We start from the raw sequence: 25482 nt of genomic DNA, 5'->3' as shown, positions 1-25482 counted from the left end.
CGGCTCAAATTGGATTAAAAAGCGAACAAAAAAGCCCTCACCCGTGAAGGTGATAACCGAAGTTTTTCAGGCTGATTAGATGTTCGTCAGCTATTGCTGGTCCGATCCTGATAGGTCGTCTTGCTCTTGGCCTAATAGCGCCAATTCCAACAATGCATAGCGGTGCTCAACAAAGTTATGGACGTTGTTAGCAACCGTCAGCTTGAACAGCGCCAAAGCGGTGTTCTTGTCCCCCAGACTTAGGTAGTGCTTACCTAAATAGAAGTCAGTTTCACTGAGATGCTCAGCGAGCGAAGTGTTATCCGTAGCTTCTTCCTGTAACCGTTGCATCAGTGTTTTTTCACTGATACCACCCAGGTAGAATTCGACAATATTCCATCCCCAAGGCCCTTTCTTAGCATCGTCATAGCGTTTCTTCAACGCAACTTTGGCCGTCTCTGGATTGATTTCTCGCTCCACAAGATACAGCCACAACGAACGGAAAGGATCATTCGGATCGTCTCGATAAAACGCCAGCAGATCATCCTGCGCTAACAGGTAGCGACCGCCGTAATACAAAGCGATGCCCCGGTTTAAACGCGCGTAATTGTAAGTTGGATCAAGCTCTAGTACAGAATCAAACGCTTCATAGGCAGCATCAAAATTGCCTGCCTGCGTTAAATAGATACCCAAATAGTTAAAAACTTCTGGAATATCAGGGCGGATCGTCAGCGCTTGTGAAAAATCATTCCGCGCCAATGCCCGTAACCCGAGACTATCATACAGCACTCCGCGCTCATATAATAGCTGTGCTCGCTCATCATCGGTTAATGCCCGGCTTGCAAGGATTTGTTCCATGCGTGCCAGAATCACTTCCTGCTGTAAAGTAGGCTGTAACGGAATCGCCAATACTGCGTCTTTACGCCAATCCGTGTTGCTGCATCCTGCCAGCATGAGTGCTGTTGCAACATAACACCAGCGCAAGAAAGGCTTCATTTCCCACTCCCGAAGACAAACATTGGATGAACATCCTGTCCCGGACCGCTCAACGCAAGGACATCCATACCCTTACGATATACGTGGCACCTTGCCATCATAATCAGACAAGGTGCCATAAGACCGTTTTCTAACAGTCGTTATTCCTCAGAAGACGGGGCTGCCGCTTCCTGAGTTTGCGCAGTGGCTTCTTTGATGCTTAAGCGCACGCGGCCCTGACGATCAACTTCCAGAACCTTAACCGGTACTTCCTGACCCATTTGCAGGTAGTCAGTCACTTTCTCTACGCGCTTATCGGCGATCTGAGAAATATGCACCAGGCCTTCTTTGCCGCCGCCGATAGCGACGAAAGCACCAAAGTCAACGATGCGGGTAACTTTACCCTGATACACGCGACCGACTTCGATTTCGGCGGTGATCTCTTCAATACGACGAATCGCGTGTTTCGCTTTTTCACCGTCGGTTGAAGCGATCTTCACAGTACCATCATCTTCGATTTCAATCGTGGTGCCGGTTTCTTCGGTCAGCGCACGAATCACAGAACCACCTTTACCGATGACATCTTTGATCTTATCGGTGCTGATCTTGATGGTGTGAATACGTGGTGCAAATTCAGAGATATCGCCACGCGGCGTGCTGATTGCCTGTTCCATCACGCCCAGAATGTGCAAACGCGCACCTTTGGCCTGATTCAGAGCAACCTGCATGATCTCACGGGTAATGCCTTCGATCTTGATATCCATTTGCAGCGCAGTGATACCTTCACGGCTACCAGCAACTTTGAAGTCCATATCGCCCAAGTGGTCTTCGTCACCCAGAATGTCGGACAGCACAACAAAGTTGTCGCCTTCTTTCACTAGCCCCATCGCGATACCCGCAACGGCTGATTTGATCGGCACACCCGCATCCATCAGTGCCAGAGAAGCACCGCAGACAGACGCCATGGAGGAAGAACCGTTGGATTCCGTGATTTCAGATACGACACGGACGGTGTACGGGAATTCGCTCGCCTTCGGCATCACAGCCAATACGCCGCGCTTAGCCAGACGACCGTGACCGATTTCACGGCGCTTAGGCGAACCAACCATACCGGTTTCACCAACAGAGTACGGAGGGAAGTTATAGTGCAGCAGGAAGCGATCGGTACGTTCGCCAGTCAGTTCGTCGATAGTTTGCGCATCACGCTCGGTACCCAGCGTAGCGGTTACCAACGCCTGCGTTTCACCACGGGTGAACAGCGCTGAACCGTGAGTACGTGGAAGTACGCCAGTACGCACATCCAGACCACGAATCATATCTTTTTCACGGCCATCGATACGCGGTTCGCCAGCCAGTACGCGGCTACGCACAACGTTTTTCTCGACGTTGCCCAGGATTTCCTGGATTTCACCCGCGTTCAGCGTGTCATCTTCTGCCAGCAGCGCGGCTTCAACGTCAGCTTTGATGACGTCAACCTGTGCATAACGCTCTTGTTTTTCAGTGATGCGGTAAGCGTCACCCAAACGTGCTTCAGACAGAACCTGTACGCGCTGCTCTAAAGAAACATTCACTTCTGGCGCATGCCAGTCCCACTTCGGTTTGCCTGCTTCAGCAACCAGAGCGTTAATGTTTTCAATCACAACCTGTTGTTGATCGTGACCAAATACCACTGCGCCCAGCATCTGATCTTCACTCAGCAAGTCGGCTTCGGATTCCACCATCAGAACCGCGCCTTCTGTACCTGCAACCACCAGATCCAGACGGCTTTCTTTCAGCTCATCTGTCGTTGGGTTCAGAACATACTGATCGTTCAGGTAACCAACGCGCGCCGCGCCGATAGGACCACTGAACGGGATACCGGACAGGCTCAGCGCCGCAGAGGCACCAATCATGGCAACGATGTCAGGGTTAACCTGTGGGTTAACGGAAACCACGGTCGCAATCACCTGAACTTCATTCAGGAAACCTTCTGGGAACAGAGGGCGGATTGGACGGTCGATCAAGCGAGAAATCAGCGTTTCCCCTTCGCTTGGACGGCCTTCGCGGCGGAAAAAACCACCTGGGAAACGTCCAGCAGCGTAGGTACGCTCCTGATAGTTAACCGTTAATGGGAAGAAACTTTGGCCGGGTTTGGCGTTTTTCGCGCCGACCACAGTAACGAATACCGCGGTGTCATCCATGCTTACCATCACAGCGGCGGTAGCTTGGCGTGCCATCATACCGGTTTCTAACGTAACGGTATGCTGACCATATTGAAACTTACGAACGATCGGATTCAGCAAAATAATATCCTTAGCTGGGGCGCGCTACACGTATTCAAGATAAACGCGCCAGTGAACTCCCGACCTTTACACTACATCCTCACGACTAATGACAACCCTTATCTTGCTCATGCAGATAAAGCCTCTCATTAGCCGCGCGAACCTCTGTAATGAAAGATCCTATTAACAACAATACACTACTCTGTTTTGCTAACGCTTCCTAGAAGAAAGGGGCCAAAAGAGGCCCCTTCCCACTGAAACTCAGAAGACTTAGCGACGCAGACCCAGACGCTCGATCAGACTGGTGTAACGTGCAACATCTTTACGCTTCAGGTAGTCCAGCAGCTTACGACGCTGAGAAACCATGCGCAGCAGACCACGACGGCTGTGGTGATCTTTTTTGTGCTCAGAAAAGTGGCCTTGCAGATGGTTGATCTGCGCAGTCAGCAAAGCAACCTGAACTTCAGTAGAACCACTATCGTTAGTGCCACGACCGAAGTCTGCTACGATTTTAGCTTTAGCTTCAACACTTAGAGACATTGTAATACTCCAAACATTATAGATAAAAAACAGGCGCCGATCTCTAATTCAGCCACCCAATAGTCAAGCCGCGCTATTCTACCCTCAGCGTTCTACGATAGCAAGGCAGCAACAGGCAGGTTTACACCGGAAACTCAACAACCAGACGCCGTGGCGCAACGCGGCCATCACCGTCAATTTCCCCCATACCGATAAACTTGTGCGCGTCGCCTTCGGTAATTCTCACCATGCCGTTCAGCGGCGCATTCGCGGCCTGAACAGGCTGTCCCAGCTTCAAATAACCAGCGACAACGGGTGTCAAATTCACTTCAGGAAAATCAATGACCGGGCTTTCCATCGGCATAAGCAGAGGATCGAGACTCAGTGAAGGCGAGAGTTCTTGCGCCTGAGCCTGCTCGACCAATGCGGCTAACTGCTCCAGCGTCACCATTCTTTCGATAGGATACGTGGCAACCTGCAAGCGCCGCAGGTAAATCACATGTGCGCCACAGCCCAGCTTTTCGCCCAAATCGTCGATAATGGTACGGATGTACGTCCCTTTCGAACAGTGGATCTCCAGTTCCAGCTCATCGCCTTCCCAGCGAATGAACTGCAGTTCGTACACGGTAATTTCACGCGCTTCACGCGGAACCGTCAGCCCCTGGCGGGCATATTCATACAGCTTACGCCCCTGGTATTTCAGCGCAGAGTACATCGATGGCACTTGCTGCGTGGTACCACGAAAGCCTTCCAGCGCCTGATCCAGTTCCGTTGCAGAAAAACCCATCGCACGTTCTTCAATCACGTTACCATCGGCATCGGAGGTGTCGGTTCGTTGCCCAAGGCGAGCAATAACGCGGTAGCGCTTATCTGAATCCAGCAGGTATTGGGAAAATTTCGTCGCTTCCCCAAGGCAAATCGGCAACATGCCGGTGGCTAATGGATCCAATGCCCCCGTATGACCCGCTCTGTTGGCGTTAAAAATCCGTTTTACCTTCTGCAAAACATCATTAGACGACACGCCTTGCGGTTTATCTACGAGCAATACGCCGTGTATATCACGGCCACGGCGGCGAGGACGACTCATTAATCCTCCTGATCTTCGCCCGTAACAGAACGGCGTTCCGTATCGTTTCTGACCACATTGGTCACCAGATTGGACATTCTCATTCCTTCAACCAACGAATTGTCGTAGGAGAAGGTTAGGGCCGGAACAACACGCAGACGCATGGCCTTGCCAACTAGGGTACGAATAAAGCCAGACGCATCCTGAAGTGCTTTTATTGCCGTTTTAACTTGCTCTGGTTCGTTATCATTCAGGAAGGTCACAAAAACCTTGGCATACGCCAGATCGCGAGACACTTCGACACCGGATACGGTCGCCATGCCGATACGCGGATCTTTCACTTCACGCTGAATGATAATGGCGATTTCTTTTTGCATTTCCTGCGCAACGCGCTGGGTGCGGCTGAATTCTTTTGCCATGATAAATTCTCCAGTAAAAATCGGGGGGCACTAGGCCCCCCTTACGAATCACTTACGTCGTCGCTGAAAACGGATTACGCGATCGTACGTTTGATCTCAATCGTTTCAAAGACTTCGATCATATCGCCAGGGCGAACGTCGTTGTAGTTCTTCACGCCGATACCACATTCCATACCGTTACGGACTTCGTTAACGTCATCTTTGAAGCGGCGCAGAGATTCCAGCTCGCCTTCGTAGATCACCACGTTGTCACGCAGTACGCGGATCTTGTTGTGACGCTTAACGATACCTTCCGTCACCATACAACCTGCGATAGCGCCAAATTTCGGTGATTTAAAGACATCACGGACTTCGGCCAGACCGATAATCTCTTGCTTGTATTCCGGCGCCAACATACCGCTCATCGCCTGTTTTACTTCGTCGAGCAAGTCATAAATGACGGAGTAATAACGCAGATCCAGGCTTTCTGATTCCACGATGCGGCGTGCTGATGCATCTGCACGCACGTTAAACCCAAGGATAATCGCATTCGAAGCGGCTGCCAGCGTGGCATCCGTTTCTGTGATACCGCCCACACCGGAACCCACGATCTTCACTTTCACTTCATCAGTAGACAGTTTCTGCAGTGAATCGGAAATCGCTTCGCAAGAACCCTGAACGTCAGATTTAAGCACGATGTTCAGTTCAGAAACTTCACCTTCCGTCATGTTGGCAAACATGTTTTCCAGTTTAGATTTCTGCTGACGGGCCAGTTTAACTTCACGGAATTTACCCTGACGATACAAGGCCACTTCACGCGCTTTCTTCTCGTCACGAACCACTGTCGCTTCGTCACCTGCGGCAGGTACACCGGACAGACCAAGAATTTCGACAGGAATAGAAGGACCCGCAGATGTAATTTCGCGACCTAATTCATCACGCATCGCACGAACACGGCCATATTCGAAACCGCACAGAACGATGTCGCCTTTATTCAGCGTACCTTCGCGAACCAGTACGGTTGCAACCGGGCCACGACCTTTATCCAGGAAGGATTCGATCACTACACCGTTTGCCATGCCGCTACGGACGGCTTTCAGTTCCAGAACTTCGGCCTGCAACAGAATCGCATCCAGCAGTTCGTCGATGCCCGTACCGGCTTTAGCAGATACGTGGACAAACTGAGATTCGCCGCCCCACTCTTCCGGCATGACGCCGTACTGAGACAGTTCGGTTTTCACACGATCGGGATCGGCTTCAGGTTTATCGATTTTGTTGACTGCAACCACAACCGGAACCTGAGCGGCTTTCGCGTGCTGGATAGCTTCGATGGTCTGAGGCATTACACCGTCATCCGCCGCCACAACCAGTACCACGATATCCGTTGCCTGAGCACCACGAGCACGCATTGCGGTAAACGCGGCGTGTCCCGGTGTATCCAGGAACGTAATCATGCCATTGTCAGTTTCAACGTGGTAAGCACCGATGTGCTGGGTAATCCCACCCGCTTCACCCGCTGCGACCTTGGTTGAACGAATATAGTCAAGCAGAGAGGTTTTACCGTGGTCAACGTGACCCATGATGGTTACGACAGGGGCACGCGCTTCTGCTGCAACACCCGTATCACGGTCGCTCATTACCGCTTCTTCCAGCTCGTTCTCACGACGCAGGATGACTTTATGACCCATTTCTTCCGCAACAAGTTGCGCGGTTTCCTGGTCGATAACCTGGTTGATCGTTGCCATCGCGCCCAGTTTCATCATCACTTTGATGACCTGAGAGCCTTTAACGGCCATTTTGTTAGCCAGTTCAGCAACGGTAACCGTTTCACCAATCACAACATCACGGTTAACCGCCTGAACAGGCTTATTGAAGCTCTGTTGCAGTGAGCTTGGCTTACGCTTGCCTTTACCGCCACGGGTAACAGCACGCGCTTCTTCGCGGTCAGCTTTGGACTCAGACTGGCGATTGCCTTTCTTCTGCTTGGTTACTTTGCCAGCGCGGCTGCGGCTGCGGCGTTCGCCTTCAACCTGACGGTCATTTTCATCTTCCGCTTCACGGGCATGATGAGACGTCGTCACATGATAATCGGCAGACTCTTCAGGTTTAGCGCTTTCCGCTTCCCAACGTCCGGCATTCTCTTCGGCCATACGACGGGCTTCTTCAGCAATGCGACGGGCTTCTTCTTCAACTTTCAGACGTGCTGCTTCTTCCGCTTTACGCTTAAGTTCGGCAGCTTCCGCTTCGCGCTTCGCTTTCTCAGCCTGGGCTGGCTTGGTCATATTTTCGTTTTGTTGGTTCGTCACTTTTTCTTTTTCCGCTACATCACGCTTAGCTTTTTCAGCGGCTTCACGTTTGGCTTGCTCGTCGGCAGCACGCTTCGCTTTCTCAGCAGCTTCGCGCAGTTCAGCTTCGCGTTTAGCCTGCTCTTCAGCGGCACGTTGTGCCTGTTCTTCCGCTTCACGCCGTGCCTGCTCTTCCGCTTCCGCCTGTTGGGCATCAATCGGATCGCGTTTTACATAAGTGCGTGTCTTGCGGACTTCGATCTGCACCGACTTACTTTTACCGCCAGTGCTAGGGACATTTAACGTGCTGCGCGTTTTACGTTGCAGCGTCAGTTTACCTTGCGCATTACCGCGATCGCGGTTCAGGTGCGCCAATAGTGTTTCTTTTTCCTGCTGGGTCACAGCGTCCGATGCAGACTTGGTCATTCCCGCATCAGCAAACTGCTGTATCAGGCGGTCAACCGGAGTTTGAATCTCTGCGGCCAGCGATTTTACGGTTACATCTGTCATGCTGTTCCTTTCCTGCTACAGTTCGTTATTCGTTGTCGTCGCCAAACCAACAGATATTACGTGCGGCCATAATCAATTCGCCCGCTTGCTCATCATTGAGCTCTTCAATATCGGTCAGGTCGTCAACGCCCTGTTCAGCAAGATCTTCCAGCGTACAAACACCGATCGCAGCAAGCTTGAACGCCAACTCACGCGACAGCCCAGGCAAGCTAAGCAAATCTTCAGCAGGTTGACCGTCACCCAGGCTTTCTTCATGCGCCAGTGCCAGCGTGGTTAATGCGGCTTTCGCACGCTCACGCAATGCTTCAACGGTTTCTTCATCAAGGCCTTCGATAGCCAGCAGTTCCTTGATTGGCACGTAGGCCAGTTCTTCAAGTGAGGAGAAACCTTCTTCTACCAGCACGGTGGCAAACTCGTCATCAATATCAAGGTGCTTGGTAAAGACGTCGATTGCAGCATGTGCTTCAGCCTGATGTTTGGCCTGAAGATCTTCCACTGTCATCACGTTCAGTTCCCAACGGTCGTCTGAACGATGCTGTTTCAGCAGTTGGGAAGCCAAACGCACGTTTTGCCCGTTACGACCAATCGCCTGAGCTAGGTTGCTCGACTCAACGGCGATATCCATCGTGCAGGTATCTTCATCAACCACGATCGAGACAACATCGGCAGGCGCCATGGCATTGATCACAAACTGTGCAGAATTGTCATCCCACAGAATGATGTCAATACGCTCGCCACCCAGTTCACTGGAAACCGCCTGCACGCGTGCGCCACGCATACCCACACAAGCACCGACAGGATCGATACGCTTGTCATTCGTCTTCACTGCGATTTTCGCACGTGAACCCGGATCGCGGGCCGCAGCCTTAATCTCGATAACTTCTTCACCGATTTCTGGCACTTCAATGCGGAAGAGTTCAACCAGCATTTCCGGACGGGAACGGCTGACAAACAGTTGAGCACCGCGAGCTTCAGGACGAACAGAATACAGTACGCCACGAATACGGTCGCCAGGGCGGAAATTCTCACGAGGCAGCATATCTTCGCGGCCGATTACCGCTTCTGCGCTGGTGTTAGATCCATCGATTGGTCTGACTTCAAGCGAAATATTATCACGGTTCACCTTCTTCACGACACCGGTGATAATCTCGCCTTCTTGCTCACGGAACTGATCAACCACCATCGCACGTTCGGCTTCACGCACTTTCTGTACGATAACCTGTTTTGCCGTTTGCGTCGTAATACGGTCAAAGGTTACAGATTCGATTTGATCTTCAACATAACCGCCAATATCAAGGGCAGGATCTTCGAACTGCGCGGCTTCAAGCGTAATTTCACGCGTTGGCTGAGTGACTTCATTTACCACTAACCAACGACGGAAGGTATCAAAATCGCCCGTTTTGCGATCGATACTGACGCGAACATCAATTTCCTGTTCGTATTTTTTCTTGGTCGCTGTCGCCAGTGCGGTTTCCAGCGCTTCAAAAATCTTCTCGCGCGGGACGGCTTTCTCATTGGAAACTGCTTCAACAACAGCCAGAATCTCTTTGTTCATCCTCGTTGCCTCATCCAAACTTTAAAAGTGGGGTACAAGATTCGCTTTCTGAATGTTGCTCAGCGCGAATACTTCATCTTTGCCTTCCACTGTTATGGTGATCATTTCGCCGTCAACAGCTTTGATTACACCCAACCATTTACGGCGATTCTGGACTGCCATACGCAGTACCACGGTCACCTCTTCACCGATGAAACGCAGATAGTGTTCTGCCGTGAACAAGGGACGCTCAAGCCCTGGAGACGACACTTCCAGGTTATAGGCTACAGTGATGGGATCTTCGACGTCCAATACCGCACTGACCTGGTGGCTGACATCAGCACAATCATCAACAGTGATGCCATCTTCACTATCAATATAGATACGCAGTGTCGATTGGCGACTGCGGATGAACTCAATCCCAACTAATTCGTAGCCTAATGCGGCCACGGGTGCTGAAATCATCTCTGTTAATTTTTGCTCTAATGTGGACAAGCCCACCCCCAAGACATAAAAAAAGGGCCTAATAGCCCAGTTGTTTGTTGCCAAATAACAAAAAACCCCGAAAAATCGGGGCTTTATGCAACTGGACCCTAATACCGCAAACCAGCGCGGCATAACTTTCGGTGAAGGATTTTTTCAAAAATCACTGCAAAAAGAGAGAAAAATTGAGTGAAGAACGTATTTGAAAAAACACTTTACTGGAAGTTAAGTGGTTGCGGGGGCCGGATTTGAACCGACGACCTTCGGGTTATGAGCCCGACGAGCTACCAGGCTGCTCCACCCCGCGTCCGAAAACGTGGCAAATACTACGCTGACAACTCCAGAAATGCAAGTCATCCATAGGATTGGTTCGAAGGCGATTCTTATACGCGCAATACGCATCTTTGTCAAGAATCATCGGCCACCAGGAGGCGGCTCACGGCGATGGGTCTTTTACTTTTATAAACTGTCGTCATGTCAGACGCAAAGCAGGCTAACCGTCGAAGAAAGGCACGGGTACCTGAAATGGCGAAAAAAGATGACGCAGTGGGATTCCCTGATGCTTTAATAACACCACAGCTAAATAATGTAATAAGACGAAACTTATCTTCGTTCTTCTTCTAATAGTACGATCGCAGCCTGTGTTCGGTTACGCACATTAAGTCGCCTGAAAATCGACTCCAAATGCGACTTCACGGTTCCTGCACTGATGTTTAATGTCCGACTAATTTGTTTATTAGAAGCGCCTGATGCAATCAGTTGCAGAACCTCATGCTGCCTCTCACTCAGTTTTCCTTTTACACTGTTATCAACACTCCACCCTTCATAGATCACGCCATCATCCGGTAAACAGACCATACCCATCGACACGGTTTTTAATGCCTGAGCAATGAAATCAACGGGCGATGTTTTAAGAACGACTCCCATAACATGGTGTTTCAGATAGTTATTCAAAATATGTCTTTCAATAGAATCGACCATAATAATCACACTGACACCAATATATTTCTCATGCAGCGCTTCCAGGAAAAGACTGTACTCTCCATTTTCTTTATTACAATTCAGTAAAATAAAAGCGTTTTTCATCCTCTCAAGACAAGGCCATACATCGTCAATTTCCTTTACGCCAACAATATTGACATCGTGCATAAAATCATTCAGCCCAACAGATAATCCCTGAATAAAAACAGGGGATTTATCAATAATAAGAACATTCACTGTGCAATCTCCATTTAGCTTTATTTTAAAATGCCATATTTAAAAATGCCCTCTAAGAAGTTTTAGCCTATTTTTAAAGATATGATATCACGCCATTTGGCATATGCCGTTTATCTTATAGACACATCTATATTTACTCGAACATACTGACATAATAACTTCAGTCAAAAACCCCAAGAAGGAATACCATTAGCAATGAAATATTATCTTAAAATAAGATCTAATGGAGTAATGATTTCATCAACGTATAAAGTATTTAGCACAATGAACTTTAAAAAACAAATAAATGGCCTATGTCATATTACATGACATCGCTAACACAATGACTGATGTATCTCACTCTCCTTAACTGTTAACGTTTCTCCAAGCTGTCATTTATTTCCTTCATGATTTTATTTTTATCATCATGGGAAATAACATAAGGAAAAAGTATGTCATTAAAAAATTGGATAACGGGAAAAAATAAAAAAAAAGAGAATGTCGGTCCCTCCCAAGGGGAAAATCCGCATTCCACGCTAAACGATCAAGTGACATCATCATCAAAGGCGTTAACATTAGCAGATATCGCTCGCGGCATGCAGCATGCCGCTACCGCAGCCAATCAATTTATCGCTCACCAATATCAGAAAACGCTCGACCCTTTTTTTGAACGTGGCGCTGATGGCGCGTTAACCCCAAAGACAGTTTCTATTCAACTCGATTCTCGACACCACGTCGAACTGCCGCTGGTTGCCCTTTCTACCCCAAGGGGGTTGATGCTGGAAAAAATGAAAGTGCAAATGACGGTGAGAACCGATGCGGTAAGTAAGGACGAAATAGCCTCGCCTTTAAACGATTATAACATCAGTAATTTTCACGTCAGTATGTCGCCTTCAGGCAAAAACAAAAAAGGCAGAAATAGTCAGCACGTCAATATAGAGATGCAGTTCACTGCGCTCGAACCTCCAGAAAGCCTCATGCGATTAATTGATGACTATACCAATCTCGTTCTCCCAAAAATAACACAAGAGGAAAAAAATAATGGCTAACATTCCTGAAACGATCAATGAAGCTGGTCTCGATCTCATTAAGAGCTTTGAAGGACTGAAATTAACAAAGTATCTCGATACCGCTGGCAGATGGACCATTGGGTATGGACATTTGATACTGCCAGATGAAAATTTTGATAGCGGCATTACGCTTCAGGAAGCCGACTTACTGTTACGTCAGGACTTAAAGACGGCGGAAACCGGTGTACAGCATTATGTGAACGTGGATCTCAACGGAAACCAATTTGGTGCCCTAACGTCATTTACCTACAACCTCGGCGTAGAAAGCCTAGAAACATCGACATTATTACGCTTGCTGAATCAGGGTGACTATGGTGCAGCTGCCGATCAATTTCCACGCTGGGATAAAGATGGCGAACAAGTTGTAGAAGGACTTTTGCGCCGCAGAGAAGCAGAAAGAGCACTGTTCCTAAAACCTGTCACACCGAACTAATATCCAACAAAACGCGAAAATAATCATCTCATAGAAAATATCATCACGGACATACTATGGATCTTTCAACCTATCCTCTAATCTATGGCATTCTAGTCAGCGACATTATTGCATCAATTTCAGGATTATTCGGTGGCCTCAGTATCTCTTTCTTTTGGCGTCCACAGAAACTGAATAATTATGACAAATTTGTCGCTATATTAATTATCATCACCATCAGTATTTCAGCGGCCTTCTCATTGGTCGGTATTATTGCCGAATTACTGCACGTAAACATTAATAAAGTGGAGAATGCAATAGGATTAGGTTATCTGGTTGGTGCGATTAGCGTAGGCCTGGTTACGCTACTGGCAAATTTCTTCAGCTATCGGGAGAATAACGATATCTTGGATGTTGCGTCGGAAATCAAGCAGGCGACAAAAGGCATGCATTCGATCAATGAGGCTCGGGAAAAAACGCCCGATGACAAGACACCGTTAGACCATTAGCGCATGGTTCTCACCAATAATTAGTCTCACCAATAGCTACTCTCATCAACAATGAGTCTCGCCAGTCAACGTTCTCAAGAATACCGGTTCTCAGCCGTACGTCGTTCATATAGCAGGAAGGCACCGCCTCCCTGCTACCACATTCTCCTTCCCGACACGTTCAACCATCTCATCAGTGCGTGGCTCATGAAACCAGCATCTACATGCAAACCCTCTTAGCGAAGGCGCCACAGTTCAGGCGCCTTCGCAAGCATTATCTACCGGTTGCCGTACAAGGGCATCCCGTTTGGCTGTACGCTATCCATGAGAATTTGATGGTACTGCTGAGACAGAGCGGTAATCTCTTCCGCTTTAAACGCCGCCTGCTGATAATTAAAACACAGCGTCAGTGCCTCATCATCATAAACAGAGAGCGTCAAATCCAGTCGAGCCTGATGATTGGCAATATCCGCAATCTGATATTCAGTCTCATTGATCTGCACGGCCGGCGGCATCGCAGTCAGATAGTTAAAACTGACGGGGAAACGCAGTTTATCAGACCATCCCTTGGCCCGAACGTCGGTCATTAACACATCATAGGGCAGCGTCTGATTGTCCAAAATGGCATGGATCTTATTCTGGCTGCGAGCCAACAGCGTGCTGAAAGACTCCTGCGCAGGTGCATCATCGTAGTACGTCACCATGTTAACGAAACAGCCTATCGTAGTAACGTTGTCCGCCAGCATACGATTCGACACCGGAATACCGATGGGCACATGGCGGTAGTTTGTGGTTTTGAGCAGCAGAGTAAAAGCAGTCAGCATGCAGACAAATGGCGTTGTGCGATGCAGTTGGGCATAGTGCTTGATCGCCTGCGTTAACGTATCAGACAAAATACACCAATAATTTTCTCCCTCCTGACTTTCGCTAAGAGGAAATGCTGTCGCATCGGCCCCCGCCGTCAGGTAAGCCTCCATGTTATCCAGCCAGAACTGCCGCTCTCTTGGGTAACACTGACCGTTGGTACGCCGTTGCTGTTGACGATAGCGCAGATAGCGCTCTTCGCTGCCTATGCGATAGCTGCGATCGCCCGCGCTATAAGCACGGATGTAATCAATAAACTGATTGAAGAACAAGCCAATTGCGTCATGGTCGAATACCGTATGGTGCACACGTCCCAGCAGAACATGTCGCTGCGCCGTCAGAGAGACCAGATGAAAACAGATGAGAGGCGAATGTTCTACATCCATCTCTGGCGTATTGATCAGCGCCAGCAGTTGTCGGTCGCTCAGCGTAGTCGCCAGCCCATCGGGAGAGAAAGCCGTCAGTCGTTCAATCGGGATCGCTCCGATTGGATAATCCCCCTCAAGGCATTGCAGACGATCCAGATCGAAGCGGGTTCGCAGTACCGGATTGCCTTCCAGAATACGCCCAAGACTCCATTTCACGGCAGACTCATCCAGTGTACCGTCTATCGTCAGACGAAAAGCCAATTGATAGAGCGACGCTTTTGGACTGAGCTGATCCAGCGTCAGGAAATAACGCTGCTGCGATGACGGAGTGAGCGCCTCAATCTCCGTTGTCCCCTCGTCAAACGTGGGCTCGTCATCGTTAACATAGTAAGGGACGATGAAAGCCAGCAGATGGGGCGTTGCGTTGTTGAAAAACAATGGGTAATCAATGTCGCTAAACAGTCGTTTTCGAATCAGTAGCCTGGCGTTCATCACCTGGAGCGAATCGCCCCCTAAATCAAAAAAGTTATCGTTGGCACCGAGTTCACGAAAACCAAGCACTTCCTGCCAGATATCAATCAGTTCCTGTTCCAGCTCATTACCTGCGGTTTTAACCGGATATCCTAACTCAGGGCGCTGCGGACAAGGCGCAGGCAGCCGACTCACATCCAATTTCCCGTTAGGCAATTTGGGCAGGGTTTCCAGCATAATAAAGTGGGACGGCTGCATCGCTCGCGGCAGTTTATCCTGCAAGAAGCGGCGCAGATCGTTCGTGGCAAGCGACGGGTTACGGCTCACCAGATAGGCGACCAGACGCTGACGCCCATTTTCCTGCATCGGCCGCACCAACGCGTTGTCAATATCGCCATGCTGACGTAACACAATTTCGACTTCTTCAGGCTCAATACGAATACCGTTAATCTTAATCTGGCGATCGATACGCCCCAGATACACGATCTCCCCATCCAGCGTCCTTTTTCCCAGGTCGCCAGTGCGATGTCCCCAGTCGCTTTTACCGGCTCGCACATGGCTGAAAAAACGCTGCTGCGTTAATTCGTCGCGGTTAATATAGCCACGGGCGACACCCTCCCCAAAGGCGCAAATTTCCCCTTCTTCCCCTTCAGCCACGGGACATAGATTCTCATCCACGATCAGAATTTCGCTACCACGCAGCGCTTTGCCGAGTGTCACCGCTTTTCCCGGCACCAATTCGGTGAACGAGCAGTTGGCCGTTGTTTCCGTCGGGCCATACAGATTAAAAAGCCTGACATCCGGTATCTGCTGGAACGTGCGCTCTTTTAAATCAAAAGAGACAGGTTCGCCAGAGAGAAAAACGGTTTTGGGTAACACCCACGCGTGAGAAGAGGTCGCCTGATAGCGCAACAGTTCATCCCAAACGGTCGGCACGCAGTAAATGGCGCCGTCTGGATGCTGTTGGTGCCAGCGTAATAAAACCTCCGGTTCATTCAAACTGTCGGCGGGCAAAATAAACAGCGTGTCGCCACGTAATAAAGGCGCATAAAGCTGTGTCACGGCGGCGGCAAAACTGAGTGACGATGTCAAAGGGAGCCTCGCACACGTTTCTGGCCACACATCCTCATTAAACCAGTTCAGATAATAACTCAGGTTCCGATGCTCAATGGCTACCCCTTTTGGCTTCCCAGTAGAGCCGGAGGTATAGAGAATATAGGCAAGATCGTTTTCACAAACGGGCGGCAACACGGCGACCGGCTCAGCCGGATAATGGATATCCTCTAATACGAGCGTAGAAGAAAAAACGTTATCGATAGCCGTTTTATTTACCATCGAACGCGTGGAAATAAGTAAAAATGCCGACGAGTCATCAAGGATCTGAATGATTCTTTCTGACGGATGAAAATGTGAGAGCGGAACATAGGTATATCCGGCTTTTAAAATAGCCAGTAAGACCACAGGCATCATGACCCCGGGTTCCAGATAGACGGCAATTCTGCCACGTTTATTATTCGGGTAGTGTGATAACAGATAGTCGGCCAAAAGACGTGACCGTAATTCTACTTGTTGATAGTTCAGGCTATCGCCATTAAATTCCACCGCCGTCTTATCGGGGCTTTTCAGTGACCATTCAGAAATAATTTCAAAGACCGTTTTTCTATTCTTCATCATTTTCCTTCCATATTGTAAAAGGATGTTCTTGCGGGAATGGTTCTAACGCGACGTCCGGTATCTCACACGGTTAAAAGTGAATGCAGTAAAAATGAGAACACGTAACGATGGGGTCGTCATGCTAATACCAGGAAAGACACATAAAATAACGCGCATGCCTGAGTATGGGTTTAACAAATAAAAGACAGTATTGCCTATATCCCAAAGGGACTATGCCAGAATGCAAAAGTCCCCCTGTACCCTGACGGGTATTATTTTCGCTTCCTTTTGCTATTTTTTATTGACAGTGCATCACGCCCTATTCGCAGATAATTGGAGGCTCCGATGGATTCACAATTTATCGGTTCGGTTATTAATGCATTACCGTTGGAAAATATGATTAGCGGGCCTTTACAGGCAATGATTAACGCACAGGTTCAAGCCAGCAAAGCCTATACGGATTTTTTATTATCCGTATGCATTCAGAATAATAAAGCGGTCGCTATTCAATTCGATTATGACGAAACGCTTATTGATGAAAGCGGAGTCGCAAAAGGCGCGGTGACAAAAACGATGCGCATACCGCTCATTGCCGCCATTACCCATCCGATTATTTCTATTGAAGAAGGGACTATCGATTTCGAGCTTGAGGTAACGCAGAGTGAATCGTCATCTGATGACACCGGAGAAGACGGCAATCTGGCGGCTTCATTGGGATGGGGGGCTTTCAAGGTCAAAATGGCCGGTCGGGTCTCACACAAGTCGGCGCAAACTCGGGCTACAGACACGCGCGCCAAATACAGCATTCACACGCAGGTAAAACGTCAACCTGCGCCTGAAGCACTGATGCGCGTCATCGATTTTCTGACCGATGCCGCAACCAGACCCAGCACTCCCGCAGGGGAAAACGTGTCACAGACAGCAGAAAACACAGCCCCACCCGCATCTGCGGAGCAACAAGAAGCATCATCATAATCACAGCACATTACTCAGCGGCATAGCACCTATGTGCCGTACCAGCATAACGCGTAAAAGGATGCCAGGCGTGACTCCCTGGCATCACCAGAGGATCAGACCATGGCATCGGCAAGAGTGCTCCATACCTTATTTGAACAGCAGCGGCATCAGACGCCGGACGCCATCGCCCTGAGAAGCGATACCGAAACATTGACCTATCGGCAATTGGAGCAGCGTGCAAACGCCATGGCGAGCGAGCTGTTGCAGCGGGGCGTAAAGCCGAAGGATGTTGTCGGTATTTATTTGAATAAAAGCCCGAATCTGATCGTCAGCTTACTCGGCGTATTGAAAACCGGTGCATGCTATTTACCGCTTGATCCTTACTATCCACACGAGCGTCTGGATTATATGGTCAATCATGCCGATGCACGTCTGGTGATCACTGACAATGAACACGCGCTTAAACTGGCACCAGGACACCGTGAGATCGTTGACATCAACCAGCTCGATCTAGGCGCTCAGGCTACTCCAGTGCTTCCTACTGTTAGCGAGGAAGACCTGTGTTATGTGATGTACACCTCCGGCTCCACCGGAACGCCAAAGGGCGTGATGGTCAGTCACAGGACGGTGGTCAATTATCTGGCGTGGATGCAAAGTGCCTTCGTGCTACAGCACGACGATGTGGTCCTTAACCAGTCCACGTTCAGTTTTGACGTCTCGGTGTGGGAAATTTTCTGGCCGCTGATCGCCGGTGCCAGCTGCGCGGTGATCACCGAAGACGCCAAGTACGATCCATTATTGCTGGCAGAATTCATGTGCCGCCATCAGGTCACGGTTGCTCAGTTCGTACCGACGGCGATGCGCGTTATTGTCGATGCACACGTGCTATCCCGCTGCACATCCCTATGCCATATCTTTTCTGGCGGCGAGGCGCTCGATCAAACACTGGTTAACGATCTTTCCCTGCAATATCCGGGGAAAATCCACAACCTCTACGGCCCAACCGAGGCCACAATATTTGCCTGCCACTGGCTCTGCCAACCGGAAGCAGAAGAAAAAATCGCCCCGATTGGCAGGCCAATCCCGCACGCCATCGCTTATGTGCTGGATGAAGCGCAGCAGCCTGTCGATGTCGGGGAAAGCGGCGAGCTCTATCTAGCAGGAGATATTCTGGCCAAAGGCTACCTGCATGCAGAAAAGCTGACGCAGGAGCGATTTGTTGATGACCCGTTTAGCCATCAGCCTGGGCAGAAAATGTATAAAACCGGCGACTGGGTTAAGCAGCGAGCCGATGGCGTGCTGGAGTTCATTGGCCGAATAGACAGTCAGGTTAAATTGCGCGGACACCGTATTGAGCTGGCGGAAATAGAAACGCACTTGCAGGCGCTGCCACAAATTAACCACGCCGCCGTTATTCTCGAAAAGCGCCCGGAAAGTGCAGCGCCATCGCTCTCCGCGTTTTATGTACTACGGCATCAAAAGCGCATCGATATTCAGGAGATAAAAGCACACCTTGCCAAGATGCTGCCTTTCTTCATGGTGCCTTCCCATTTCGTCGCGTTGGAAAAAATGCCCACGCACCCCAATGGAAAAATTGATAAATCCAAACTGTGTTCCTATGTAAATAACTAATGGTGAAAAAATGTCAAACGACAAGACAATATTACCTTCCGAGATAGAAAAAAATATTATTTCTATCTGGCGGACCGTACTCAATAATCCGCAGGTCTCTATTCAAGAGAATTTCTTCGATGCAGGAGGAAACTCCCTGCTGATGTCCAAAGTTTATCGGGAAATAAAAAACAAAATAGAGTCACCTATCTCTATTGTTGATTTATTCCAATACCCAACGGTACAGATGCTAAGCAAACGTATTAGCGAAATACACGCTGGGAAATCAAGCAGCAAGAAGTAATTACGCTAAAAAGCGTATTTGTTGACCACGGGAATAGTCGCTCAGTCATGAGCAATATGTTTAATCTCTCTTATTTCACTGATAATAGGTGGTAATACCATGTCTGCAAATCAATTGAATTCCGCAGCAGTAAAATCGAAGGTGGCTTCGGCAATTAAAGTTGTACTGAGTCACCAAAATTCATCCAAGCCCGCTAACTATTATGCGATTGGCCAGAAAGTCCTCCCTTATGTCAGAAAATATTGGGGGAAAAAGTCTGTTCCTGCTATTCCTGTTTCAATCAAAGCATCATTGCAACATCCGTCAGCATCTGGCCTGCAAAGTATCATCAGCCGGATTACTGCTGAAATCGCGGGTAGCAAAAAGTAATTCACGTTTAATTTAGTTGTCCCTTCTATATTCACGGTGTAGGACGTCGACCTTTCTTTATCTGGAAATATTCAGCGAGAGAAGGTTAACGGCCTGCGCCGTGAAAGGAGGCGAATATATTCACGGTGAGGTAATGAAATGAAACAGCAAGAACAGTTCCGCGATAAGGATATTGCTATTGTAGGAATGTCGGCCCGCTTTCCCGGTGCGGAAGATACCGCGATATTTTGGCAAAACCTGTTGGACGGCGTGGAGACGATCAGCACATTCAGTGAAGAAGAACTGAGGGAGTCAGGCATTGAAGAAGAGATGATCGCCTCGCCCAACTATATTCGCCGTCGGGGAATTTTGGGTAACGCACAGCACTTTGACGCTAATTTCTTTGATATCACACCGCGCGATGCTGAAATTATGGATCCCCAGCATCGCGTCTTTTTGGAATGCTGCTGGCACGCGTTTGAAGATGCCGGCTACGTCCCAGCCACCTACCCCGGTAAGGTTGGCATCTTCGGCGGAACAGGAACCGCCTGGCATTTGAGTAAAGTTAACGCCCACCCTGAAGTACAGAAGTATGCCAGCGGCGCATCGGTCGTCACCAACAATGATAAAGATTACGTAACGACCCGGGTTTCTTACAAGCTCAACCTCAAAGGGCCAAGTGTTAACGTACAGACCGCCTGTTCAACTGCGATGGTCGCCGTCGTGATGGGCATGAATAGCCTGTTGAACGGGGAAAGTGACTTGATCGTTGCAGGCGGTGTTTCCGTAGATACGCCAGAACGTCGGGGTTACCCCTACATGCAAGGCGGCATGGAATCCGCTGATGGCCGCTGCTATGCCTTCGACTCGCGAGCCAACGGCACGGTGTTCAGCCGCGGTGCTGGCGTCGTATTACTGAAACGTCTGAATGACGCCGTACGCGACGGCGACCATATTTATGCTGTACTGAAAGGCGGTGCAGTGAATAACGACGGTAACCTGAAGGCCGGTTTTACCGCACCGAGCATCGACGGGCAAATCGCCGTTGCCAAACAGGCGATCGCCAATGCACAGCTCGATCCCGCCACGATCAACTTTGTTGAAGCTCACGGCACCGCGACGGCGCTGGGCGATCCCATCGAATTCACCTCGCTCACACAGACGTTTCAGGAATACACGGATAAAACCCAATATTGCCGTCTGGGATCGGTGAAAACCAACATCGGCCATACGGACGCGGCGTCAGGCATGGCCAGCCTCATTAAAGCGTCACTGGCGCTGGAAACCGGCAAACTGCCGGCCTCGCTCCATTTCGAATCGCCAAACCCTAACATTGAGTTTGAAACCAGCCCGTTCATCATGAACACCGAACTCAGCGAGCTGGAACCATCAGAAACACCGCATCGTGCGCTGGTGAACTCTTTTGGCGTCGGAGGCACCAATGCCTGTGTCATTCTGGAAGCCGCTCCGCCGCTAAAATCGGGCGATACCCATGATAACAGCCTGCTGGTTTTGCCTTTCTCCGCCAAAAGTCGCACGGCGCTGGAAGACATGAAACGCCGCCTGCGCGATTACCTCAGTACACATGACGATGCCAATCTGGCAGATATCGCCTACACCCTACAGGTTGGGAGACAAAAGTTCTCACACAGCACGGCCATTATCGGGAAGGATCGTAATTCACTGCTGGCCAAGCTGGATCAGCCGTCACTGGTGGTGGCGCAGCAGGGAAAAAACCAAAAATCCGTCGTGTTTATGTTCCCGGGACAGGGCAATCAGTACGTCAATATGGCGCGTGAACTGTACGACACCTACGATGTTTTCCGCACGAGCCTGGATCAATGCTGTGACTATCTGGAGCCAATTCTGGACGTCAATCTGACGTCGATTATCTTTCAGGACAGCGATAATATCGCCGAGTCCCGCATCAATGAAACCCAGTTTACCCAGCCGTCCCTGTTCGTGATCGAGTACAGTCTGGCAAAATTGTGGATGTCATGGGGCATTCAGCCGGATGTCATGATTGGGCACAGCGTGGGGGAATACGTGGCGGCGTGCTTGTCCGGCGTATTCTCACTGGAAGATGCACTGAAAGCCGTCGCGCTGCGGGGCAAGATGGTACAGGCATTACCCGCGGGAGATATGCTTGCTGTCCTGCTCGATGAAGAAAGCCTGAAGGCTAAACTTCACGGTAGCAAGCTGGAAATTGCGGCGGTTAACTACCCTGGATTATGTGTCATCGCCGGTGCTTCAAACGATGTCGCGCGTTTCCAACAGCAGTTGGAAGACAGCAATATCTTCTGCAAACATCTGGATACTTCGCATGCTTTCCACTCACACATGATGGAACCCATGCTCCCTGCCTTCAAAAAGGTCATTGATAGCATCGAGCTCCATACGCCGAAAATCCCTATTGTCTCGACCGTCAACGGCGAATGGATGAGTGAAGACATCGCTAAAAGCAGCGATTATTGGGTTAGGCACGTTCGCAATACCGTTCTGTTCTCTCATGGCTTCAAAACGCTGATGGCTGACGAACATCATGACTTCGTATTCCTTGAAGTTGGACCGGGGCGTTCACTGGAGTCGTCCGCCAAGCAGCATTTCAGCGCGGAAGATGGAGCCTTGATTTATGCTTCATTACCCACGGCAAAAGATGTTGCGTTATCCGGCGAGCATCTGCTCTCAACGCTCGGCGCGCTTTGGGCAAGCGGCGTAAACGTTCCCTGGCATCAGCATCATCCAGAACAGCACCGTCGCCGCATCCCGCTGCCCGGCTATCCTTTCGAACGTAAACGCTTCGCCCTGCCGGCGCTGTCGTCAGCCAGCTCTGATGCGCAAAGTGAGCAATCCGTTAAGGCTAAAAAGCGGAAACAGGCGGACATCGGCGATTGGTTCTATATGCCGACGTGGAAGAAAACCATTCCGGCGAAATATATGGCGGGAAAACGCGTTGAAGCCGAGAACGCCTGCTGGTTGCTCCTGACAGATACCCAAGGCATCGCCGAACGCACGAAACAGATACTGGAAAAGGATGGGCATAAGGTCTTTTTCGTCAGCCCAGGAACGCAGTATCAGGAAGCGCTTTCCGAGGACCAATACACCCTCAACGTCGCGTCACGCCCCGACTACGTCCGGTTACTAAAAAGTCTGACGGAGCAAGGGCTACGTCCATCGCATATCCTGTACCTATGGAACCTGACGGCAGCGAAACAGGTCCAGCCGCTTGACCACACTTATCTCTCCTCACCACTGAACACGTTCTATCCTGCGCTCTATCTTCAGCAGGCGCTGGTGAACGAGAATTTGCTGGACGATTTGCATGTGACCTTCGCCACCAGCAACACATTCAGCGTAATGGGTGAGCGCATCACGTCACCAGAGAATGCGTTACTGGTTGGGCCTTCGCGCGTGTTTTATCACGAGTATCCTGAAGTGCAATGCCATCTGGTGGATATCGATCTTAAACAAAATGCCGAACAGCTTGATGAGTTTGCCCACAGCCTGATTGCAGAAAGCCATATCGCCACACACGGCAATCTGGTGGCTTACCGCGGAAACCAGCGCTGGGAAGAAAGTTATCAGGCCGTACATCTGAAGCAGGATGCCCTTGGTTTACCTGCGGAATTGAAAGACGACGGCGTCTACCTCATCACTGGTGGCCTCGGTGGATTGGGGATACTGCTCGCCAACCACCTGTCTGAAAACAGTAATGCGGCGATTATCCTGACTTACCGCGCCGCGTTACCGCCGCGTGAAGAATGGCAATCCTGGATCCAACAGCATCCGGTTGACGATCCTATCAGTGAAAAACTGGCGAGCATTTTACGTCTGGAAGCCCGTGGCAACACAATACATCTGGCACAGGTCGACGTGAATGACTATCACGGTATGCGCGAGATGTTATCCGCGTTCCCGCAGGTCGATGGCGTGTTCCATACGGCAGGCGTGGCTGGCGGCGGTATCATTGCGCTGAAGAATGACGCCGATTGCGCCAACGTGCTCGATCCCAAAGTGGCAGGATCGCTCATTCTGGATGAGCTGCTGCAGGACAAACAGCCTGACTTCTTTATTTTATTCTCTTCTATTACCTCCATCGTCGGTGACGAAGCCCGCATCGATTACTGCTCGGGTAACGCGTTTATGGATGCCTTTGCGCATTATCGCAACCAGCATCGCCGTGGGCGCACCGTCTCACTGAACTGGGGAAAATGGGGCGATGTGGGAATGGCCGTCCGTTGGGGCAAGCAGTTGCAGGAGAAGAAAAACAGCAAGCTGACTGCCATTGAGGAAACCAAAGGCGACCTGCTGACGCAGTTGGAGCGTGAAGGCATGCAGGAAAGCTATCAGGTCAATCTCACCGCGCAGGACTGGGTTATCGATGAGCACCGCATCGCGAAGCAGCCCACACTGGTGGGAACGACGATCTTATCGCTGCTGCATGAATTCATGACGTGCTTTAAGCCTCAGGAGAACCTTCAGGTCAAAAACCTGATGCTGACCAAGCCGGTAATCTATACCGATGCCTGGCCACGACAGATGAGGCTGTTCATCACGCCAGAGGGGAAAGGTTATAAGTTCAGCCTCAAGACCCGGGGCGTGCTTGAACTGGCATGGCAAGAACACGCGTTCGGGAGCATAAGCCACGGCGCGCTAACGGCTGACCTCACGCCACTATCCACTGATGCCATTAAATTATCCGCTGATGCCATTACATCGATTGACGCCATCAAACAGCGCTGCACCACGCAGGTTCCCTACACGCCATTTGCCACCGAGTTGGGAAATGCCAACACGGGCGAAAATTTCCTGTCGTTTAGCCAGCGTTGGAACAACCACCGCGAGATTGTTCAGGGCCATAACGAATGGCTGATCCACAAAGTGCTGGGAAGCGACTATACACACGATCTTACCCGCTACCCGTACCATCCCGCAGTGATTGATGCTACGGCCATCTCCTGCCTGTCATTGATTACACAGGAGGATTTCCTGCCTATCAGCTATGGCAAGATGACCTTCTTATCGCCACTGGGGCAAGAGTGCTACGTCCACGCCAGGCTAAAGCAGGCTTATCAGCCGCAGGATAACGCCATCGTCATGGATATCACGTTCCTTTCACCAGAGGGCGTTCCACTGCTGATCCTGGAAAACTACACGCTGATGAAGATGACGATGGGCAATCAGCTCGCGACGTCCGAGAACACCTCAACAACAGCCGCAGCCGCAGTAAAAGTGAATCTGGCAGATAAAGACATTTTGTTGCCAGAAGGGCTGGATGCAATAAAACGCCAGCTCGCACATCTGGAATTTGCACAGTTAGTCGTCGTCACCAGCGATCTGGACCAGCTCATTTATGAATCCATCCCTGAGCAGGCAACGCCGGAATTCCTCTTGCAGGATAGCGACGCCACGGAAGGGTATGCCCGACCGGCTCTCTCAGTGGATTACGTCGCGCCAGAAAATGACGTTGAGAAAGAGATCGTCAACGTCTGGCAGTCCATTCTGGGGATCTCGGGGATCGGCGTTAACGACAGCTTTACTGAACTGGGCGGTAACTCGCTGCTGGCCGTTCAGGTCGTTTCTACCGTTTCCGGCATATTTGAAATCGATATTCGCGTTGATCTGTTTTACCAGAACCAGACCGTGAAAGGGTTAGCCACGCTGATCCTTACCGAGCTGGAAGCCTTATTGCAGGAATAAGGGAACGGCCGCCTTGAGTACGCATCTCG

The 25482-nt window shown here is 50.1% G+C and carries 18 protein-coding genes and 1 tRNA gene; 8 read left to right on the top strand and 11 right to left on the bottom strand.

What is annotated here, in order from left to right; all coding sequences use genetic code 11:
- Window positions 1-90 precede the first annotated feature (90 nt).
- The 10 genes from nlpI to H0247_RS12995 all read right to left on the bottom strand — a co-directional run bounded on the left by nlpI (window position 91) and on the right by H0247_RS12995 (window position 11228).
- Entirely contained in the window at window positions 91-975 is an 885-nt protein-coding gene (gene nlpI / locus H0247_RS13040) for a lipoprotein NlpI (protein ID WP_012773292.1), read from the bottom strand.
- A 140-nt stretch (window positions 976-1115) separates the two neighbouring features.
- On the bottom strand, window positions 1116-3236 hold the full coding sequence (pnp, locus tag H0247_RS13035; RefSeq protein ID WP_180742918.1) for a polyribonucleotide nucleotidyltransferase: 2121 nt from the start codon (window positions 3234-3236) through the stop codon (window positions 1116-1118).
- Window positions 3237-3485: 249 nt separating this feature from the next.
- The gene (rpsO, locus tag H0247_RS13030; protein WP_010279698.1) at window positions 3486-3755 is read right to left on the bottom strand and encodes a 30S ribosomal protein S15; all 270 of its coding nucleotides are present in this window, start codon (window positions 3753-3755) and stop codon (window positions 3486-3488) included.
- Between the two features lie 121 nt (window positions 3756-3876).
- Complete coding sequence (gene truB, locus H0247_RS13025; protein WP_180742917.1) at window positions 3877-4821, bottom strand: tRNA pseudouridine(55) synthase TruB; 945 nt, start codon at window positions 4819-4821, stop codon at window positions 3877-3879.
- Window positions 4821-5219 (bottom strand): 30S ribosome-binding factor RbfA, encoded by a 399-nt coding sequence (gene rbfA / locus H0247_RS13020; RefSeq protein ID WP_180742916.1) that lies wholly within the window; start codon window positions 5217-5219, stop codon window positions 4821-4823. The genes truB and rbfA overlap by 1 nt, the downstream gene beginning before the upstream one ends.
- Before the next feature lie 74 nt (window positions 5220-5293).
- Window positions 5294-7993 (bottom strand): translation initiation factor IF-2, encoded by a 2700-nt coding sequence (infB, locus tag H0247_RS13015; protein WP_180742915.1) that lies wholly within the window; start codon window positions 7991-7993, stop codon window positions 5294-5296.
- A 25-nt stretch (window positions 7994-8018) separates the two neighbouring features.
- Window positions 8019-9548, bottom strand: coding sequence for a transcription termination factor NusA (gene nusA / locus H0247_RS13010; protein ID WP_180742914.1), 1530 nt, complete (start codon window positions 9546-9548; stop codon window positions 8019-8021).
- A gap of 21 nt (window positions 9549-9569) precedes the next feature.
- The gene (rimP, locus tag H0247_RS13005) at window positions 9570-10022 is read right to left on the bottom strand and encodes a ribosome maturation factor RimP (RefSeq protein WP_180742913.1); all 453 of its coding nucleotides are present in this window, start codon (window positions 10020-10022) and stop codon (window positions 9570-9572) included.
- 218 nt (window positions 10023-10240) lie between these two features.
- Window positions 10241-10317, bottom strand: a tRNA-Met gene (locus H0247_RS13000).
- Between the two features lie 296 nt (window positions 10318-10613).
- Window positions 10614-11228 (bottom strand): response regulator transcription factor, encoded by a 615-nt coding sequence (locus H0247_RS12995; RefSeq protein WP_180742912.1) that lies wholly within the window; start codon window positions 11226-11228, stop codon window positions 10614-10616.
- Between the two features lie 431 nt (window positions 11229-11659).
- On the opposite strand from H0247_RS12995, the gene H0247_RS12990 reads away from it, so the two are divergent.
- Genes H0247_RS12990 through H0247_RS12980 form a run of 3 tightly spaced genes read left to right on the top strand, consistent with a single transcriptional unit; the run spans window position 11660 to window position 13198 of the window.
- Entirely contained in the window at window positions 11660-12256 is a 597-nt protein-coding gene (locus tag H0247_RS12990; RefSeq protein WP_180742911.1) for a DUF2589 domain-containing protein, read from the top strand.
- The gene (locus H0247_RS12985) at window positions 12249-12710 is read left to right on the top strand and encodes a lysozyme (RefSeq protein ID WP_180742910.1); all 462 of its coding nucleotides are present in this window, start codon (window positions 12249-12251) and stop codon (window positions 12708-12710) included. Before H0247_RS12990 ends, H0247_RS12985 begins: the two co-directional genes overlap by 8 nt.
- 56 nt (window positions 12711-12766) lie before the next feature.
- A complete protein-coding gene (locus H0247_RS12980; protein ID WP_180742909.1) occupies window positions 12767-13198 on the top strand; it encodes a hypothetical protein in 432 nt (143 codons plus the stop codon).
- A gap of 257 nt (window positions 13199-13455) precedes the next feature.
- Here the strand turns inward: H0247_RS12980 and H0247_RS12975 are convergent, their stop codons facing one another.
- Window positions 13456-16554, bottom strand: a complete 3099-nt coding sequence (locus H0247_RS12975; protein ID WP_255433970.1) for an amino acid adenylation domain-containing protein — start codon at window positions 16552-16554, stop codon at window positions 13456-13458.
- A gap of 324 nt (window positions 16555-16878) precedes the next feature.
- Here H0247_RS12975 and H0247_RS12970 point away from each other — a divergent pair, with 324 nt between their 5' ends.
- The 5 genes from H0247_RS12970 (at window position 16879) to H0247_RS12950 (ending at window position 25453) form a co-directional block, all read left to right on the top strand.
- Window positions 16879-17508 (top strand): DUF2589 domain-containing protein, encoded by a 630-nt coding sequence (locus H0247_RS12970; RefSeq protein ID WP_180742908.1) that lies wholly within the window; start codon window positions 16879-16881, stop codon window positions 17506-17508.
- A gap of 102 nt (window positions 17509-17610) precedes the next feature.
- Window positions 17611-19122: an amino acid adenylation domain-containing protein gene (locus tag H0247_RS12965; RefSeq protein ID WP_180742907.1), complete on the top strand. Its 1512-nt coding sequence runs from the start codon at window positions 17611-17613 to the stop codon at window positions 19120-19122.
- Window positions 19123-19132: 10 nt separating this feature from the next.
- The gene (locus tag H0247_RS12960; protein ID WP_180742906.1) at window positions 19133-19405 is read left to right on the top strand and encodes a phosphopantetheine-binding protein; all 273 of its coding nucleotides are present in this window, start codon (window positions 19133-19135) and stop codon (window positions 19403-19405) included.
- A 99-nt stretch (window positions 19406-19504) separates the two neighbouring features.
- Entirely contained in the window at window positions 19505-19774 is a 270-nt protein-coding gene (locus H0247_RS12955) for a hypothetical protein (RefSeq protein ID WP_180742905.1), read from the top strand.
- Between the two features lie 138 nt (window positions 19775-19912).
- Window positions 19913-25453, top strand: coding sequence for a type I polyketide synthase (locus H0247_RS12950; protein ID WP_180742904.1), 5541 nt, complete (start codon window positions 19913-19915; stop codon window positions 25451-25453).
- Window positions 25454-25482 lie beyond the last annotated feature (29 nt).

It is taken from the genome of Pectobacterium sp. CFBP8739, from assembly GCF_013449375.1.
In the GTDB taxonomy this organism is placed as follows: domain Bacteria; phylum Pseudomonadota; class Gammaproteobacteria; order Enterobacterales; family Enterobacteriaceae; genus Pectobacterium.
The sequence above is the reverse complement of the archived record's forward strand: the minus strand, read 5'-3'. Positions and strand labels throughout refer to the sequence as shown.

Coding starts and splice junctions, on each gene's coding strand:
- nlpI (WP_012773292.1), bottom strand. CDS start 975: ATGAAGCCTTTCTTGCGCTGGTGTTATGTTGCAACAGCACTCATGCTG.
- rpsO (WP_010279698.1), bottom strand. CDS start 3,755: ATGTCTCTAAGTGTTGAAGCTAAAGCTAAAATCGTAGCAGACTTCGGT.
- truB (WP_180742917.1), bottom strand. CDS start 4,821: ATGAGTCGTCCTCGCCGCCGTGGCCGTGATATACACGGCGTATTGCTC.
- rbfA (WP_180742916.1), bottom strand. CDS start 5,219: ATGGCAAAAGAATTCAGCCGCACCCAGCGCGTTGCGCAGGAAATGCAA.
- infB (WP_180742915.1), bottom strand. CDS start 7,993: ATGACAGATGTAACCGTAAAATCGCTGGCCGCAGAGATTCAAACTCCG.
- nusA (WP_180742914.1), bottom strand. CDS start 9,548: ATGAACAAAGAGATTCTGGCTGTTGTTGAAGCAGTTTCCAATGAGAAA.
- H0247_RS12990 (WP_180742911.1), top strand. CDS start 11,660: ATGTCATTAAAAAATTGGATAACGGGAAAAAATAAAAAAAAAGAGAAT.
- H0247_RS12985 (WP_180742910.1), top strand. CDS start 12,249: ATGGCTAACATTCCTGAAACGATCAATGAAGCTGGTCTCGATCTCATT.
- H0247_RS12980 (WP_180742909.1), top strand. CDS start 12,767: ATGGATCTTTCAACCTATCCTCTAATCTATGGCATTCTAGTCAGCGAC.
- H0247_RS12975 (WP_255433970.1), bottom strand. CDS start 16,554: ATGATGAAGAATAGAAAAACGGTCTTTGAAATTATTTCTGAATGGTCA.
- H0247_RS12970 (WP_180742908.1), top strand. CDS start 16,879: ATGGATTCACAATTTATCGGTTCGGTTATTAATGCATTACCGTTGGAA.
- H0247_RS12965 (WP_180742907.1), top strand. CDS start 17,611: ATGGCATCGGCAAGAGTGCTCCATACCTTATTTGAACAGCAGCGGCAT.
- H0247_RS12960 (WP_180742906.1), top strand. CDS start 19,133: ATGTCAAACGACAAGACAATATTACCTTCCGAGATAGAAAAAAATATT.
- H0247_RS12955 (WP_180742905.1), top strand. CDS start 19,505: ATGTCTGCAAATCAATTGAATTCCGCAGCAGTAAAATCGAAGGTGGCT.
- H0247_RS12950 (WP_180742904.1), top strand. CDS start 19,913: ATGAAACAGCAAGAACAGTTCCGCGATAAGGATATTGCTATTGTAGGA.